Source organism: Streptomyces omiyaensis (assembly GCF_014650895.1).
GTDB lineage: Bacteria > Actinomycetota > Actinomycetes > Streptomycetales > Streptomycetaceae > Streptomyces > Streptomyces omiyaensis.
The window spans coordinates 307,470-322,715 of sequence record NZ_BMVV01000001.1 but is presented as its reverse complement, the minus strand read 5'-3'; the positions used below and the strand labels follow the sequence as shown (position 1 = coordinate 322,715).

Genomic DNA, 15,246 nt, shown 5'->3' with positions numbered 1-15,246 from the left:
GAGACCCCATGTCCGAAGCCGCGAAGCGCACGGCCCGTACCGTGCTGCAGACCGCCGTCGCCCTCGCCCTGGTCCTGCCGGCGCTCGTCGACGCCTCCGGGGTGCCCGCCTCCCTGCCCTGGGTGGCCGGCGCGCTCGCCGTCGCGGGCGCCCTCACCCGGGCGATGGCGGTCCCCGCCGTCCAGCTCCTGCTGCCCTCGTGGCTGCGGACGGAACCGGGCGGCGCCGATGACCGAGGCTGATCCGAACGACCCGGTCGCGGTGGCGCTCGAACTGGAGCGGCTCCGCGGCACCCTCGAAGCCGGCTTCGCCCGCGTCGACGGCTCGCTCGCCCTGCTGGTGCAGCGCAGCGACCAGACCGACAAGCAGCTCGCCGACCACGAGGCCCGGCTCGACGCCCTGGAGCGGGCCCGCTGGCCGCTCGCCTCCGTCGCGGCGCTGACCGCGAGCGCCGGCGTGCTCGTCGCGGTCTGGGAGCTGGCCGCCCGCTGACCCCCGGAAGAGCCCGAAGGGCGGCCACCCATCGCGGGGTGGCCGCCCTTCGGTCAAGCGACTCGCTTACTGGTTGTACGGACCGTAGTCGTAGTCCTCCAGCGGAACGGCCTGGCCGGAGCCGGTGCCGAACGGCGAGTAGTCGAGGTCGTCGTAGCCGACGGACGAGTACATCGCCGCCTTGGCCTCCTCGGTCGGCTCGACCCGGATGTTGCGGTAGCGGGACAGACCCGTACCGGCCGGGATGAGCTTACCGATGATCACGTTCTCCTTGAGGCCGATGAGGCTGTCGGACTTGGCGTTGATCGCCGCGTCCGTCAGGACTCGGGTCGTCTCCTGGAAGGAGGCGGCCGACAGCCAGGACTCCGTGGCCAGCGAGGCCTTGGTGATACCCATCAGCTGCGGACGGCCGGAGGCGGGGTGACCGCCCTCGGTGACCACACGACGGTTCTCGGTCTCGAACTTCGACCGCTCGACCAGCTCGCCCGGGAGGAGCTCCGCGTCGCCGGACTCGATGATCGTCACGCGGCGGAGCATCTGCCGGATGATGATCTCGATGTGCTTGTCGTGGATCGACACGCCCTGCGAGTTGTAGACCTTCTGGACCTCGCCGACCAGGTGGACCTGGACCGCGCGCTGACCGAGGATCCGGAGCACGTCGTGCGGGTTGGTGGCACCCACGGTGAGCTTCTGGCCCACCTCGACGTGGTCGCCCTCGCCCACGAGCAGACGGGCACGCTTCGAGATCGGGAACGCCGTCTCGTCGGTGCCGTCGTCCGGGGTGACGACGATCTTCTTGGTCTTCTCGGTCTCCTCGATGCGGACGCGACCGGCCGCCTCGGAGATCGGGGCGACACCCTTGGGCTGGCGCGCCTCGAAGAGCTCGACGACACGGGGCAGACCCTGGGTGATGTCGTCACCGGCCACACCACCGGTGTGGAAGGTACGCATCGTCAGCTGGGTACCGGGCTCACCGATGGACTGGGCGGCGATGATGCCGACCGCCTCACCGATGTCGACCAGCTTGCCGGTGGCCAGCGAGCGGCCGTAGCAGAAGGCACAGGTGCCGACGGCGGACTCACAGGTCAGGACCGAGCGGGTCTTGACCTCCTCGACACCGGCGCCCACGAGGGCGTCGATGAGCACGTCACCCAGGTCGACGTTGGCCGGCGCGATGACCTTGCCGTCCACGACGACGTCCTCGGCGAGCATCCGCGCGTACACGGAGGTCTCGACGTCGTCCGTCTTCCGCAGGACACCGGCCTCGTCCTTGGCCGCGATCCGCAGCTTCAGACCGCGCTCGGTGCCGCAGTCCTCCTCGCGGATGATCACGTCCTGCGAGACGTCCACCAGACGACGGGTCAGGTAACCCGAGTCGGCGGTACGCAGGGCGGTGTCGGCGAGACCCTTACGGGCACCGTGGGTCGAGATGAAGTACTCGAGGACGGTGAGGCCCTCGCGGAAGGACGCCTTGATGGGACGCGGGATCGTCTCGTTCTTGGCGTTCGACACCAGACCGCGCATACCGGCGATCTGACGCATCTGCATCATGTTTCCTCGGGCGCCCGAGTCCACCATCATGAAGATCGGGTTCGTCCGCGGGAAGTTCGCGTTCATCGCCTCGGCGACCTCGTTGGTCGCCTTGGTCCAGATCGCGATGAGCTCCTGAGTGCGCTCTTCCTTCGTGATGAGACCGCGCTCGTACTGCTTCTGGACCTTCTCGTCCTGCTCCTCGTAGCCCTTGACGATGGCCTTCTTGGCCTCGGGCACGACGACGTCGGAGATGGCCACGGTGACGCCCGAACGGGTCGCCCAGTGGAAGCCGGCCGCCTTCAGGTTGTCGAGCGTCGCCGCCACGATGACCTTGGGGTAGCGCTCGGCCAGGTCGTTGACGATCTCGGAGAGCTGCTTCTTGCCCACCGAGTAGTCGACGAACGGGTAGTCCTCGGGCAGCAGCTCGTTGAAGAGCGCACGGCCCAGCGTCGTCTTCAGACGGAAGCTGTCACCCTGCTGCCACTCCGGCTCGCCCTCCTCCGCGACCGGGGGGACCCAGCCGCGCGGCGGGACGGTGCCGATCGGGAAGCGGATGTCGATCTCCGACTGGAGCGCGAGCTCCCCGGCGTCGAAGGCCATGATCGCCTCGGCCGTGGAGCCGAACGCGCGGCCCTCGCCCTTGGTGTCACGGAGCTCGCCGTCGGTGGTGAGGAAGAACAGACCGAGGACCATGTCCTGGGTCGGCATCGTCACCGGGCGGCCGTCGGCCGGCTTGAGGATGTTGTTCGAGGACAGCATCAGGATGCGGGCCTCGGCCTGCGCCTCCGCGGAGAGCGGCAGGTGCACGGCCATCTGGTCACCGTCGAAGTCCGCGTTGAAGGCGGTGCAGACGAGCGGGTGGATCTGGATGGCCTTGCCCTCGACCAGCTGGGGCTCGAAGGCCTGGATGCCGAGGCGGTGCAGCGTGGGCGCACGGTTCAGCAGGACCGGGTGCTCGGCGATGACCTCTTCGAGGACGTCGTACACGACCGTGCGGCCGCGCTCGACCATCCGCTTGGCGCTCTTGATGTTCTGCGCGTGGTTCAGGTCGACCAGGCGCTTCATCACGAACGGCTTGAAGAGCTCCAGCGCCATGGCCTTCGGCAGACCGCACTGGTGCAGCTTGAGCTGCGGGCCGACGACGATGACGGAACGCGCCGAGTAGTCGACACGCTTGCCGAGCAGGTTCTGACGGAATCGACCCTGCTTGCCCTTCAGCATGTCGCTGAGGGACTTCAGCGGACGGTTGCCGGGGCCCGTGACCGGGCGACCGCGACGGCCGTTGTCGAAGAGGGCGTCGACCGCCTCCTGGAGCATCCGCTTCTCGTTGTTCACGATGATCTCGGGGGCACCGAGGTCGAGCAGGCGCTTCAGACGGTTGTTGCGGTTGATCACGCGGCGGTACAGGTCGTTCAGGTCGGAGGTCGCGAAGCGGCCACCGTCCAGCTGCACCATCGGACGCAGGTCCGGCGGGATGACCGGCACGCAGTCGAGAACCATGCCCTTGGGGCTGTTCGCGGTCTGCAGGAACGCGGAGACGACCTTGAGGCGCTTGAGCGCACGGGTCTTCTTCTGGCCCTTGCCGGTGCGGATGATCTCGCGGAGGCGCTCGGCCTCCTCCTCCAGGTCGAAGGACTCCAGGCGCTTCTGCAGCGCCGCGGCACCCATCGAGCCGTCGAAGTACGTGCCGAAGCGGTCGCGCAGCTCGCGGTAGAGGAGCTCGTCGCCCTCCAGGTCCTGGACCTTGAGGTTCTTGAAGCGCGACCAGACCTCGTCCAGACGGTCGATCTCGCGCTGCGCGCGGTCGCGCAGCTGCTTCATCTCGCGCTCGGCACCCTCGCGCACCTTGCGGCGCACGTCGGCCTTGGCGCCCTCGGCCTCCAGCTCGGCCAGGTCGGACTCGAGCTTCTTGGCGCGGTTCTCCAGGTCGGAGTCGCGGCGCTGCTCGATCTGCTGGCGCTCGACGGAGACGTGGGCCTCCAGCGACGGCAGGTCGCGGGTGCGGCGCTCGTCGTCGACGTACGTGATCATGTACGCCGCGAAGTAGATGACCTTCTCGAGGTCCTTCGGGGCGAGGTCGAGCAGGTATCCGAGGCGCGACGGGACGCCCTTGAAGTACCAGATGTGGGTGACGGGAGCGGCGAGCTCGATGTGGCCCATCCGCTCACGGCGCACCTTCGCGCGGGTGACCTCGACGCCACACCGCTCGCAGATGATGCCCTTGAAGCGGACACGCTTGTACTTGCCGCAGTAGCACTCCCAGTCCCGGGTCGGACCGAAGATCTTCTCGCAGAAGAGTCCGTCCTTCTCGGGCTTCAGGGTGCGGTAGTTGATGGTCTCCGGCTTCTTGACCTCGCCGTGGCTCCACTGACGGATGTCGTCAGCGGTGGCCAGACCGATCCGGAGCTCGTCGAAGAAGTTGACGTCGAGCACTATGCGTCAATCCCTCTCAGGGTTGTAAGGCTGTGGGGTCTGATACGGGGGTCCTGGGGCCGGCGGGGGGACCATCGCTGGTCCCCCTGCCGGACTCCCGTCAGACCTCTTCGACGCTGCTCGGCTCGCGCCGGGACAGGTCGATGCCGAGCTCCTCCGCTGCGCGGAAGACGTCCTCGTCGGTGTCGCGCATCTCGATGGACATGCCGTCCGAGGACAGCACCTCCACGTTGAGGCACAGGGACTGCATCTCCTTGATGAGCACCTTGAAGGACTCGGGGATGCCGGGCTCAGGGATGTTCTCGCCCTTGACGATGGCCTCGTAGACCTTCACGCGGCCGGTCACGTCGTCGGACTTGATCGTCAGCAGCTCCTGGAGGGCGTACGCGGCGCCGTAAGCCTCCAGCGCCCACACCTCCATCTCACCGAAGCGCTGGCCACCGAACTGGGCCTTACCACCCAGCGGCTGCTGGGTGATCATCGAGTACGGGCCGGTCGAACGCGCGTGCAGCTTGTCGTCGACCAGGTGGTGGAGCTTGAGGATGTACATGTACCCGACGGAGATCGGGTCCGGGAACGGCTCGCCGGAGCGGCCGTCGAACAGCCTCGCCTTGCCGGTCGGGAGCACCATGCGCTCGCCGTCGCGGTTCGGGATGGTGTGCTGGAGCAGACCGGCGAGCTCGTCCTCGCGGGCACCGTCGAAGACCGGGGTCGCGACGTTGGTGCCGGGGGCGACGGAGTCGGCGCCGATCGCCTGGAGGCGCTGGGCCCACTCGTCCGCGAGGCCGGAGACGTCCCAGCCGCGGCTGGCGAGCCAGCCGAGGTGGATCTCCAGGACCTGTCCCGGGTTCATTCGGGACGGGACGCCCAGCGGGTTGAGGATGATGTCGACCGGGGTGCCGTCCTCGAGGAAGGGCATGTCCTCGATCGGGAGGATCTTGGAGATGACACCCTTGTTGCCGTGGCGGCCGGCGAGCTTGTCACCGTCGGTGATCTTGCGCTTCTGGGCGACGTAGACGCGGACCAGCTGGTTCACGCCCGGGGGAAGCTCGTCGCCCTCCTCGCGGTCGAAGACGCGGACGCCGATGACCTTGCCGGTCTCGCCGTGCGGGACCTTCAGCGAGGTGTCGCGGACCTCACGGGCCTTCTCGCCGAAGATCGCGCGGAGCAGGCGCTCCTCCGGGGTCAGCTCGGTCTCGCCCTTGGGCGTGACCTTGCCGACCAGGATGTCGCCGGCGACGACCTCGGCACCGATGCGGATGATGCCGCGCTCGTCGAGGTCGGCGAGGACCTCCTCGGAGACGTTCGGGATGTCCCGGGTGATCTCCTCGGGGCCGAGCTTGGTGTCACGGGCGTCGACCTCGTGCTCCTCGATGTGGATCGAGGAGAGGACGTCGTCCTGGACGAGGCGCTGCGACAGGATGATCGCGTCCTCGTAGTTGTGGCCCTCCCACGGCATGAACGCGACGAGCAGGTTCTTGCCGAGCGCCATCTCGCCGTTCTCGGTGGCCGGACCGTCGGCGAGGACCTGGCCCTCGATGACGTGGTCGCCCTCGGCGACGACGACCTTCTGGTTGACCGAGGTGCCCTGGTTCGACCGGGAGAACTTGTGCAGGCGGTACGTGTTGTACGTGCCGTCGTCGTTGGCGACCGTGATGTAGTCGGCCGACAGCTCCTGGACGACACCGGCCTTCTCGGCCTTGAGGACGTCGCCGGCGTCGGTGGCACAGCGGTACTCCATGCCGGTGCCGACGAGCGGGGCCTCCGCCTTGATGAGCGGGACGGCCTGGCGCATCATGTTCGCGCCCATGAGGGCACGGTTGGCGTCGTCGTGCTCGAGGAAGGGGATCATGGCGGTCGCGACCGACACCATCTGGCGCGGCGAGACGTCCATGTAGTCCACGTCCGACGGCTCGACGTAGTCGACCTCGCCGCCACGCTTGCGGACCAGGACGCGGTTCTCGGTGAAGCGCAGCTCGTCGTCGAGCGCGGCGTTGGCCTGCGCGATGACGAAGCGGTCCTCCTCGTCGGCGGTGACGTAGTCGACCTCGTCGGTGACCTGGCCGTCGACGACCTTGCGGTACGGCGTCTCGATGAAGCCGAACGCGTTGACGCGGCCGTACGAGGCGAGCGAACCGATCAGACCGATGTTCGGGCCTTCGGGGGTCTCGATCGGGCACATGCGTCCGTAGTGGGACGGGTGCACGTCTCGGACCTCGAAGCCGGCCCGCTCACGGGAGAGACCACCGGGACCCAGCGCGGACAGACGACGCTTGTGCGTCAGACCCGAGAGCGGGTTGTTCTGGTCCATGAACTGGGACAGCTGGCTGGTGCCGAAGAACTCCTTGATGGAGGCGACGACCGGCCGGATGTTGATCAGGGTCTGCGGCGTGATCGCCTCGACGTCCTGGGTGGTCATGCGCTCGCGGACGACGCGCTCCATGCGAGCCAGACCCGTGCGGACCTGGTTCTGGATGAGCTCGCCGACGTTGCGCAGACGACGGTTGCCGAAGTGGTCGATGTCGTCGGTCTCGACGACGATCTCGTTGCCGTTCTCGCCGATCGTCTCGGTCTCGCCCGCGTGGAGCTTGACCAGGTACTTGATCGTGGCGATGACGTCGTCGGTGGTGAGCACGCCGGCGTCCAGCGGCTCGTCGGCGCCGAGCTTCTTGTTCACCTTGTAGCGGCCGACCTTCGCGAGGTCGTAGCGCTTCGGGTTGAAGTAGAGGTTCTCGAGCAGCGTCTGAGCGGCCTCGCGGGTCGGCGGCTCGCCCGGACGCAGCTTGCGGTAGATGTCGAGCAGCGCGTCGTCCTGGCCCTGGGTGTGGTCCTTCTCCAGGGTGGCGCGCATGGACTCGTACTCGCCGAACTCCTGGAGGATCTGCTCGGTGGTCCAGCCGAGAGCCTTGAGGAGGACGGTGACGGACTGCTTGCGCTTGCGGTCGATGCGGACACCGACGAGGTCGCGCTTGTCGATCTCCATCTCCAGCCAGGCACCCCGGGACGGGATGATCTTGGCGGAGAAGATGTCCTTGTCGGACGTCTTGTCGATGGAGGAGTCGAAGTAGACGCCCGGCGAGCGGACGAGCTGCGAGACGACGACACGCTCGGTGCCGTTGATGACGAAGGTGCCCTTGTTCGTCATGAGCGGGAAGTCGCCCATGAAGACCGTCTGGGACTTGATCTCGCCGGTCTCGTTGTTGGTGAACTCGGCCGTGACGAAGAGCGGGGCGCCGTACGTGAAGTCACGGTCCTTGCACTCGTCGATGGAGTTCTTCGGCGGCTCGAAGCGGTGGTCGCGGAAGGTCAGCGACATCGACCCGGAGAAGTCCTCGATCGGGGAGATCTCCTCGAAGATCTCCTCCAGACCGGACTTGGTGGGGACGTCCTGTCCCGACTCAAGGGCAGCCTCGACACGAGCCTTCCAGGCGGCGTTGCCGAGCAGCCAGTCAAAGCTCTCGGTCTGCAGCGCGAGGAGGTTCGGAACCTCGAGGGGCTCCTTGATCTTTGCGAAGGAGATGCGCAGCGGGGCGGTGCTGGCGCCGTTGTTCATGTTGTTCGAGGCGTTGCGCGAGGCGGCCAAGAGGGGGTCCTTCCGAGGGCTCGGACTCACTACGCGCGTACCGGTCCCCAGCAACGCTTCACGGCAGACGTTTCCTGAAGTGACCAAAAGGCCAGGTCAGACGGGGTCGGTCCACGAAGCTGATGCGAAGGTATGCCCCTGGTGACGGGCAGGGGGCAGCTAACAGGCAGCGCAAAGGGTCAGTGTAGCCACTTGGCTCACTGATGTCCAGGGCGACTTCCTCGCTACCCTCGTTGCTCTCAACTCCGCGGTACTCGCGCCGTGCGGCGCACCTCGATACTGCCCGTTCGGTCGTCGATCCATGCCTCGGAAACGGATCGTTGTGACGACGCGTCCTGAGAATTGCGCGCGGCGTGCCGTTCGTCAAGGCCCCCGCCCGCGAGCGGCGCACGGCGAAGATCACCATACTCCGCTTCCGCGGACCCGGACGACCCCCGCCACGCGGGTCTCCGGGAACGCCGAAAGGCGACCACCCAGATGGATGATCGCCTTTCGGTGCCTCCGCGTTACACGGGGGCGGGAGTCAGCTTCAGCGACTCGAAACGGCCTTACTTGACCGTGACGGAGGCGCCGGCGGCCTTGAGGGACTCGGCAGCCTTCTCGGCGGCCTCCTTCGCGACCTTCTCGAGGACCGGCTTCGGGGTGCCGTCGACGAGGTCCTTGGCCTCCTTGAGGCCCAGGGAGGTGAGCTCGCGCACGACCTTGATGACCTGGATCTTCTTGTCGCCGGCACCCTCGAGGATGACGTCGAACTCGTCCTGCTCCTCGGCGGCCGGGGCGTCGCCACCGGAGACCGGGCCGGCGGCAACGGCGACGGCCGCGGCGGCGGTGACGTCGAACTTCTCCTCGAAGGCCTTCACGAACTCGGAGAGCTCGATGAGGGTCATCTCCTCGAACTGGGCGAGGAGGTCGTCCTGAGAGAGCTTCGCCATGATGGGCGATCCTTCCACTAATTCGGCAGGTGCCGATGTGTCTATAGAGGCGGGCGTAACGGCCCGCTACGACCCGTGCGCTAGGCGGCGCGGATCAATGTGCGAGCCGAATTACTCGGCACCGCCCTGCTCGGCCTGCTTGGCACGGAGCGCGTCCACGGTGCGGACGAGCTTCGACGGCAGCGCCTGGAAGAGCTGAGCAGCCTGGGACTGCTTGCCCTTGAAGGCACCGGCCAGCTTGCTGAGCAGAACCTCGCGGGACTCGAGGTCCGCGAGCTTCTTGAGGTCGTCGGCGGAGAGAGCCTTACCGTCAAGGACACCGGCCTTGATGATGAGGTTCGGGTTCTCCTTGGCGAAGTCACGCAGAGCCTTCGCCGACTCCACCGGGTCACCGGTGATGAAGGCGACCGCGGTCGGACCAGCGAAGTGGTCGTCCAGCGCGGTGATCCCAGCCTGGTTGGCCGCAATCTTGGTCAGCGTGTTCTTCACCACGGCGTACTGGGCGTTCTCACCGAGAGAACGACGCAGCGTCTTGAGCTGCGCGACGGTGAGACCCCGGTACTCGGTCAGCACGGCGGCGTTGGAGCTCTGGAACGCGTCCTTGAGCTCGGCCACCGATGCAGCCTTGTTGGGCGTCGGCATAGTGCGTTCGCCTCCTTCCGGGTGATGAGGACCGCTCAGAAGGGGCTGGAAAAACGAAACGCCCCGGGCGCAGGCGCACGGGGCACAGCTCGACCGGACGAGACATCCGGGAACTCTCCACAGTCACCTGCGCGGGTCGTCCGCATCCAGCGGATCCTTCGGCCACCGCACCCGGCAGGGCACGGCAACGACCAGCGGTCTTTGGCTTCTGTGGAAGAGTACGCGACGTCGCGCGTCAGGGGCAAATCAGCCCTGAGCGCCCTCGGCACCGGCGCCGGCACCGGCCTCCTGGAGCATCTTGAAGAGGTCGACGGTCTGGCCGGCCGGCGGGGCCTCGACGGCGGCCTTGGTGCCGTAGTCGCTGTAGTCGGCGCGGATCTGCACCTTGCCCTCGGCCATCTCCATGGCGATGTCCATGCGGATCGGGTAGCCGTCCTTGTCGACCCAGACCTCGGTGTCGTAGCCCTTGAGGCCGGCCTTCTTCATCGTGTCGACGAGCTTGTCGTGCTCCTCCGCGGAGAGCAGCTGCGAGGACTTGTTCGCCTTCAGCATCTGCTCGAAGGTGAGCGTGCCCTTGTAGTGCTGGGTGTCCACGCCGTCGATCTTCTCGGGACCGACGTGCTTGAGGTCCGGCGAGTCCAGGAGGAGGGCCAGCTGCTGGGCCGGGTCCTGGTTCATGTTGTCCAGGCCGCCGGTCATCTGCTTCTGGAGGGCCTTGTCGCCGGAGGCCTCGGCCGCCGCCGACAGGTCCAGCTTCATCCAGCGCTTGCCGTCCATCTGGGCGGCCTGCTTCTCGCCCATGTCCATGTACATGACGTTGTCGAGCATGAGCATGCGCATCTGCTCGGGGGCGTCGGGGTCGCCCGCGCCCAGCATGGAGCCCTTGATGGTGAAGTCGGCCACCGAGGGGTCCCAGCCCATGGTGCCGGTCATCTCCATGGTGCCGGAGTCGGCGCCCGCGCCCTCCATGCTCATGGTCATCCTGACCTTGGCGGCCTTGGCGGCCGCCGTCTTCTCGTACGCCGCCGTGAGGACCTGCGTGACGTCGCCGAGGCCGCTGCCGGCCTTGGCGCCCGCCGCCTTGTCGTCACCGTCGTTGCAGCCCGCGAGACCGGCCACGAGGGCCGCGGCGGTGAGCGCGACGCCCGCGCGCTTCCAGGTCGACTTGCCCATAGGTGTTCCCCACCCCTTGATCTTCGTCTTTGCGATCTTCGTCTTTGCGATCTCTTGCACCGTAACGCACCCCTGCGACAGGACAGGACGCAATAAAGCCGCCCCCCGTTCCTCCGGAGAGGAACGGGGGGCGGCTTCAGGACTGACTACTGCCGAGCCTGAAGGGCTCAGACCGCGGCCGGGTCCTCCTCGACGAGGAGGTTGCGGGTGCGGTTGGAGTCGACCGGGATGCCGGGGCCCATCGTGGTGCTGATGGCGGCCTTCTTGATGTAGCGGCCCTTGGCGGCGGACGGCTTCAGACGGAGGATCTCCTCCAGGGCCGCGCCGTAGTTCTCCACCAGCTGCGTGTCGTCGAAGGACGTCTTGCCGATGATGAAGTGCAGGTTCGAGTGCTTGTCGACGCGGAACTCGATCTTGCCGCCCTTGATGTCGTTGACAGCCTTGGCGACATCGGGGGTCACGGTGCCGGTCTTCGGGTTCGGCATGAGACCACGCGGACCGAGCACGCGGCCGAGGCGGCCGACCTTGCCCATGAGGTCCGGGGTGGCGACCACGGCGTCGAACTCGTTCAGGCGCTGGCCCTTGGCGATCTCGTCGATCAGCTCGTCGGAGCCGACGATGTCGGCGCCCGCGGCGACCGCGGCCTCGGCACGCTCACCGGTCGCGAAGACCAGGACCCGGGCGGTCTTGCCGGTGCCGTGCGGGAGGTTCACGGTGCCACGGACCATCTGGTCGGCCTTGCGCGGGTCGACACCCAGGCGGAAGGCGACCTCGACGGTGCCGTCGAACTTCGTGGTGGAGGTCTCCTTGGCAAGGCGGACGGCCTCGAGCGGGGCGTACAGCTTCTCCCGGTCGATCTTGGCGTCCGCAGCGCGGAGGGACTTGCTGCGCTTCACTTCTGCTCCTGGTGTGTTTCAGGTGTGGAGTCGTGGTGCGGACCAAGCGCTGGCCCTACCACTGAGGTCACGAGGGGGGGTGATCAGCCCTCGACCGTGATGCCCATGGAACGGGCGGTGCCGGCGATGATCTTCGACGCGGCGTCCAGGTCGTTCGCGTTGAGGTCGGGCATCTTGGTGGTGGCGATCTCGCGGACCTGCGCCTCGGTGATCTTGGCGACCTTGGTCTTGTGCGGCTCGCCGGAGCCCTTCTCCACGCCCGCGGCCTTGAGGATCATCTTCGCGGCCGGCGGCGTCTTGGTGATGAAGGTGAAGGAGCGGTCCTCGTAGACCGTGATCTCCACCGGGATCACCCAGCCACGCTGCGACTCGGTCGCGGCGTTGTAGGCCTTGCAGAACTCCATGATGTTGACGCCGTGCTGGCCGAGCGCGGGGCCGACCGGCGGGGCCGGGTTGGCCGCACCGGCGTTGATCTGGAGCTTGATGAGCCCCGTGACCTTCTTCTTCTTGGGAGGCATTGCTCTCTCCGGGTCCTAGTGAGAGTTTTCAGCCGATCCATCCGGTCATCCGGATGGAGGCATACCGCACAACGATAACGGGTATGGCTGCGCGTCCAAAAACCGAGCAGGTCAGAGGGGCTGTAGCAGCCCCTCTGACCTGTCCGGAAACTCGGGAACGATCCTGAGAACGATCAGTTCTTCTGGATCTGGTCGAAGCTGAGCTCGACCGGGGTCTCGCGACCGAAGATCTCGACGAGGCCCTTGACCTTCTTCGAGTCGGGGTTGATCTCGTTGATCGTGGCCTGGAGGGTGGCGAAGGGGCCGTCGGTGACGGTGACCGAGTCGCCGACCTCGAAGTCCAGGACCTGGACCTCCAGCTTGCGGGCCGGAGCCGGCTTGCCCTCGGCCTCGGCGGCCTCGCGGGCGGCCTTCTCCTCGGCCTCCGGGGCGAGCATCTTCACGATCTCGTCCAGGGTCAGCGGGTACGGGTCGTAGGCGTTGCCCACGAAGCCGGTGACGCCGGGGGTGTTGCGGACGACGCCCCAGGACTCGTTCGTCAGGTCCATGCGGACGAGGACGTAGCCGGGGAGCTTGTTCTGCTTGACGTTCTTCCGCTCGCCGCCCTTGATCTGGACGATCTCTTCCTCGGGCACCTCGGCCTGGTAGATGAAGTCCTCGACGTTGAGCGAGACGGCGCGCTGCTCCAGGTTGGCCTTCACGCGCTTCTCGTAGCCCGCGTAGGTGTGGATGACGTACCACTCGCCGGGCAGGGTGCGCAGCTCCTCGCGGAGCGCGGCGACGGGGTCGACCGGGGCGGCCGGCTCGGCCTCCTCCTCGGTCTCCTCGACGGCGGCCTCGGCCTCGATCTCGTCGTCGGCCTCGTCGTCGGACTCCTCGTCCTCGGACTCGTCGGCGAGCTCGGACTCGTCGTCGTCCTCGGACTCCTCGTCCTCGGCGACGGCGTCCTCGTCGGCCTCGTCCGCCGCGGCGTCCGCAGCCCCGGCCTGGTCCTCGTCCTCGTCGGCGGCCTCGATGATGTCCAGCTCGTCCTCGACGGACTCGGACTCGAAGGCGTCGTTCAGGTTCGCGTCAGACACGGTGGCTGCTTCTTCCTGCGATACAGATGGGGTGGAACAAAAAGTCAGCCGAAGACGTACTTGACTGCTTCCTGGAAGCCAAAGTCAATCACGGTGACCAGGCCGATCATGACGACCACGAAGATGATCACGACGGTGGTGTACGACGTCAGCTGGCTGCGCGTCGGCCAGACGACCTTGCGGAGCTCCGCGACGATCTGGCGGTAGAAAACGGCGAGACGGCCCAGAGGGCCCTTCTTCCCGCGCTTGCCGCCCTTGCGGCCCTTCTTCTTCGCATCGGAAGAAGTGTCTTCGGCATCAGGCATGTCGATGGAGCCTACGGCGTCCGTCACGATCTCTCACCTGATTCCGGGTCGGCCGTGCCGCGCCCGGGTGGAGCCGCACGGCGGTGCAATGAAGACGTACATGCGCACAACACCTGGCGGTGTGTGTAGCAGGGCCGGAGGGACTTGAACCCCCAACCGCCGGTTTTGGAGACCGGTGCTCTACCAATTGAGCTACGACCCTTTGTGGCGTCCCCAACCTACCCCATGTGTGACGAGGTCGGTGCGGGCCAACGAGGAGTGAGTGTACGTGACCTTGGGGCCCCACGTCGAACAGGAACCGCGCCGACCTGCCAGCGGGCCCCTTCCCGACCGGTATCGACCGCTCCTGTCCGCTCCCTGAAACCTGTGTGCCGGGGCGGGAAACGGTCTGGGACGATGGCCGCATGAGCGCTGCTACCCCTCCCACCGAGCGTCGGGTCTCCGCCCGGATCGGTGCGATCTCCGAGTCCGCCACCCTCGCCGTCGACGCCAAGGCCAAGGCCCTCAAGGCCGCCGGGCGCCCGGTGATCGGCTTCGGCGCCGGTGAGCCCGACTTCCCGACCCCGGACTACATCGTCGACGCGGCCGTCGAGGCCTGCAAGAACCCGAAGTACCACCGCTACACGCCGGCCGGCGGCCTGCCCGAGCTGAAGGCCGCGATCGCCGCCAAGACGCTCCGCGACTCCGGCTACGAGGTGGACGCCTCCCAGGTCCTGGTGACCAACGGCGGCAAGCAGGCGATCTACGAGGCCTTCGCCGCGATCCTCGACCCGGGCGACGAGGTCATCGTCCCCGCCCCGTACTGGACCACCTACCCCGAGTCGATCCGCCTCGCCGGCGGTGTCCCGGTGGAGGTCGTGGCCGACGAGACGACCGGCTACCGCGTCTCGGTGGAGCAGCTGGAGGCGGCCCGCACGGAGCGGACGAAGGTCGTCCTCTTCGTCTCCCCGTCCAACCCGACCGGCGCCGTCTACAGCGAGGCCGACGCCGAGGCGATCGGCCGCTGGGCCGTCGAGCACGGCCTGTGGGTCCTCACCGACGAGATCTACGAGCACCTGGTCTACGGCGACGCGAAGTTCACCTCGCTGCCGGCGATCGTGCCCGAGCTGCGCGACAAGTGCATCGTGGTCAACGGCGTCGCCAAGACGTACGCGATGACCGGCTGGCGCGTCGGGTGGATCGTGGGCCCGAAGGACGTGGTGAAGGCCGCGACCAACCTCCAGTCCCACGCCACCTCCAACGTCTCGAACGTGGCCCAGGTCGCCGCGCTCGCCGCCGTCTCGGGGAACCTGGACGCGGTCGCCGAGATGCGGACCGCCTTCGACCGGCGCCGCCGGACGATCGTGCGGATGCTCAACGAGATCGAGGGCGTCTACTGCCCGACCCCCGAGGGCGCGTTCTACGCGTACCCGTCGGTGAAGGGGCTGCTCGGCAAGGAGATCCGCGGCAAGCGCCCGGAGACCTCCGTCGAGCTGGCCGCGCTGATCCTCGACGAGGCCGAGGTCGCGGTCGTCCCGGGCGAGGCCTTCGGCACCCCCGGCTACCTGCGCCTGTCGTACGCGCTCGGTGACGAGGACCTGGTGGAGGGCGTGTCCCGGATCCAGAAGCTGCTGGGCGAGGCTCGCGCCTGACCCGTCCCTTCCCGGCGACGGCGGCCCCC

Annotated in this window: 12 protein-coding genes and 1 tRNA gene; 3 read left to right on the top strand and 10 right to left on the bottom strand. The window is 67.5% G+C overall.

Annotated elements, in window-relative coordinates:
• The first annotated feature begins 8 nt into the window (after nt 1-8).
• Both IE287_RS01530 and IE287_RS01525 read left to right on the top strand, forming a co-directional pair.
• Nucleotides 9-242 (top strand): hypothetical protein, encoded by a 234-nt coding sequence (locus IE287_RS01530; RefSeq protein WP_189847020.1) that lies wholly within the window; start codon nt 9-11, stop codon nt 240-242.
• The gene (locus IE287_RS01525; protein ID WP_189847019.1) at nt 229-492 is read left to right on the top strand and encodes a hypothetical protein; all 264 of its coding nucleotides are present in this window, start codon (nt 229-231) and stop codon (nt 490-492) included. The genes IE287_RS01530 and IE287_RS01525 overlap by 14 nt, the downstream gene beginning before the upstream one ends.
• A gap of 66 nt (nt 493-558) precedes the next feature.
• Here the strand turns inward: IE287_RS01525 and IE287_RS01520 are convergent, their stop codons facing one another.
• From IE287_RS01520 to IE287_RS01475, 10 genes are all read right to left on the bottom strand, one after another.
• Nucleotides 559-4,458 carry a DNA-directed RNA polymerase subunit beta' gene (locus IE287_RS01520; protein ID WP_189847018.1) on the bottom strand — a complete coding sequence of 1,300 codons (3,900 nt, stop codon included), beginning with the start codon at nt 4,456-4,458 and terminating at the stop codon, nt 559-561.
• A gap of 100 nt (nt 4,459-4,558) precedes the next feature.
• The gene (gene rpoB, locus IE287_RS01515) at nt 4,559-8,041 is read right to left on the bottom strand and encodes a DNA-directed RNA polymerase subunit beta (protein WP_189847017.1); all 3,483 of its coding nucleotides are present in this window, start codon (nt 8,039-8,041) and stop codon (nt 4,559-4,561) included.
• A 548-nt stretch (nt 8,042-8,589) separates the two neighbouring features.
• Nucleotides 8,590-8,973 carry a 50S ribosomal protein L7/L12 gene (rplL, locus tag IE287_RS01510; RefSeq protein WP_189847016.1) on the bottom strand — a complete coding sequence of 128 codons (384 nt, stop codon included), beginning with the start codon at nt 8,971-8,973 and terminating at the stop codon, nt 8,590-8,592.
• 111 nt (nt 8,974-9,084) lie between these two features.
• On the bottom strand, nt 9,085-9,615 hold the full coding sequence (gene rplJ, locus IE287_RS01505) for a 50S ribosomal protein L10 (protein WP_189847015.1): 531 nt from the start codon (nt 9,613-9,615) through the stop codon (nt 9,085-9,087).
• A gap of 246 nt (nt 9,616-9,861) precedes the next feature.
• On the bottom strand, nt 9,862-10,788 hold the full coding sequence (locus IE287_RS01500) for an SCO4651 family lipoprotein (protein WP_189847266.1): 927 nt from the start codon (nt 10,786-10,788) through the stop codon (nt 9,862-9,864).
• Between the two features lie 167 nt (nt 10,789-10,955).
• Nucleotides 10,956-11,684 (bottom strand): 50S ribosomal protein L1, encoded by a 729-nt coding sequence (rplA, locus tag IE287_RS01495; RefSeq protein WP_189847014.1) that lies wholly within the window; start codon nt 11,682-11,684, stop codon nt 10,956-10,958.
• An 83-nt stretch (nt 11,685-11,767) separates the two neighbouring features.
• Nucleotides 11,768-12,202: a 50S ribosomal protein L11 gene (gene rplK, locus IE287_RS01490; protein WP_030494213.1), complete on the bottom strand. Its 435-nt coding sequence runs from the start codon at nt 12,200-12,202 to the stop codon at nt 11,768-11,770.
• A gap of 173 nt (nt 12,203-12,375) precedes the next feature.
• Nucleotides 12,376-13,281 (bottom strand): transcription termination/antitermination protein NusG, encoded by a 906-nt coding sequence (gene nusG, locus IE287_RS01485; protein WP_189847013.1) that lies wholly within the window; start codon nt 13,279-13,281, stop codon nt 12,376-12,378.
• A gap of 44 nt (nt 13,282-13,325) precedes the next feature.
• Complete coding sequence (gene secE, locus IE287_RS01480) at nt 13,326-13,613, bottom strand: preprotein translocase subunit SecE (RefSeq protein WP_189847012.1); 288 nt, start codon at nt 13,611-13,613, stop codon at nt 13,326-13,328.
• A gap of 102 nt (nt 13,614-13,715) precedes the next feature.
• Nucleotides 13,716-13,788: transfer RNA gene (locus tag IE287_RS01475), tRNA-Trp, on the bottom strand.
• 202 nt (nt 13,789-13,990) lie between these two features.
• Between IE287_RS01475 and IE287_RS01470 the strand changes: the two genes are divergently transcribed.
• Nucleotides 13,991-15,217, top strand: a complete 1,227-nt coding sequence (locus IE287_RS01470) for a pyridoxal phosphate-dependent aminotransferase (protein WP_189847011.1) — start codon at nt 13,991-13,993, stop codon at nt 15,215-15,217.
• Nucleotides 15,218-15,246 lie beyond the last annotated feature (29 nt).

Coding starts and splice junctions, on each gene's coding strand:
- rplL (WP_189847016.1), bottom strand. CDS start 8,973: ATGGCGAAGCTCTCTCAGGACGACCTCCTCGCCCAGTTCGAGGAGATG.
- IE287_RS01525 (WP_189847019.1), top strand. CDS start 229: ATGACCGAGGCTGATCCGAACGACCCGGTCGCGGTGGCGCTCGAACTG.
- rplJ (WP_189847015.1), bottom strand. CDS start 9,615: ATGCCGACGCCCAACAAGGCTGCATCGGTGGCCGAGCTCAAGGACGCG.
- IE287_RS01530 (WP_189847020.1), top strand. CDS start 9: ATGTCCGAAGCCGCGAAGCGCACGGCCCGTACCGTGCTGCAGACCGCC.
- rplK (WP_030494213.1), bottom strand. CDS start 12,202: ATGCCTCCCAAGAAGAAGAAGGTCACGGGGCTCATCAAGCTCCAGATC.
- IE287_RS01500 (WP_189847266.1), bottom strand. CDS start 10,788: ATGGGCAAGTCGACCTGGAAGCGCGCGGGCGTCGCGCTCACCGCCGCG.
- IE287_RS01470 (WP_189847011.1), top strand. CDS start 13,991: ATGAGCGCTGCTACCCCTCCCACCGAGCGTCGGGTCTCCGCCCGGATC.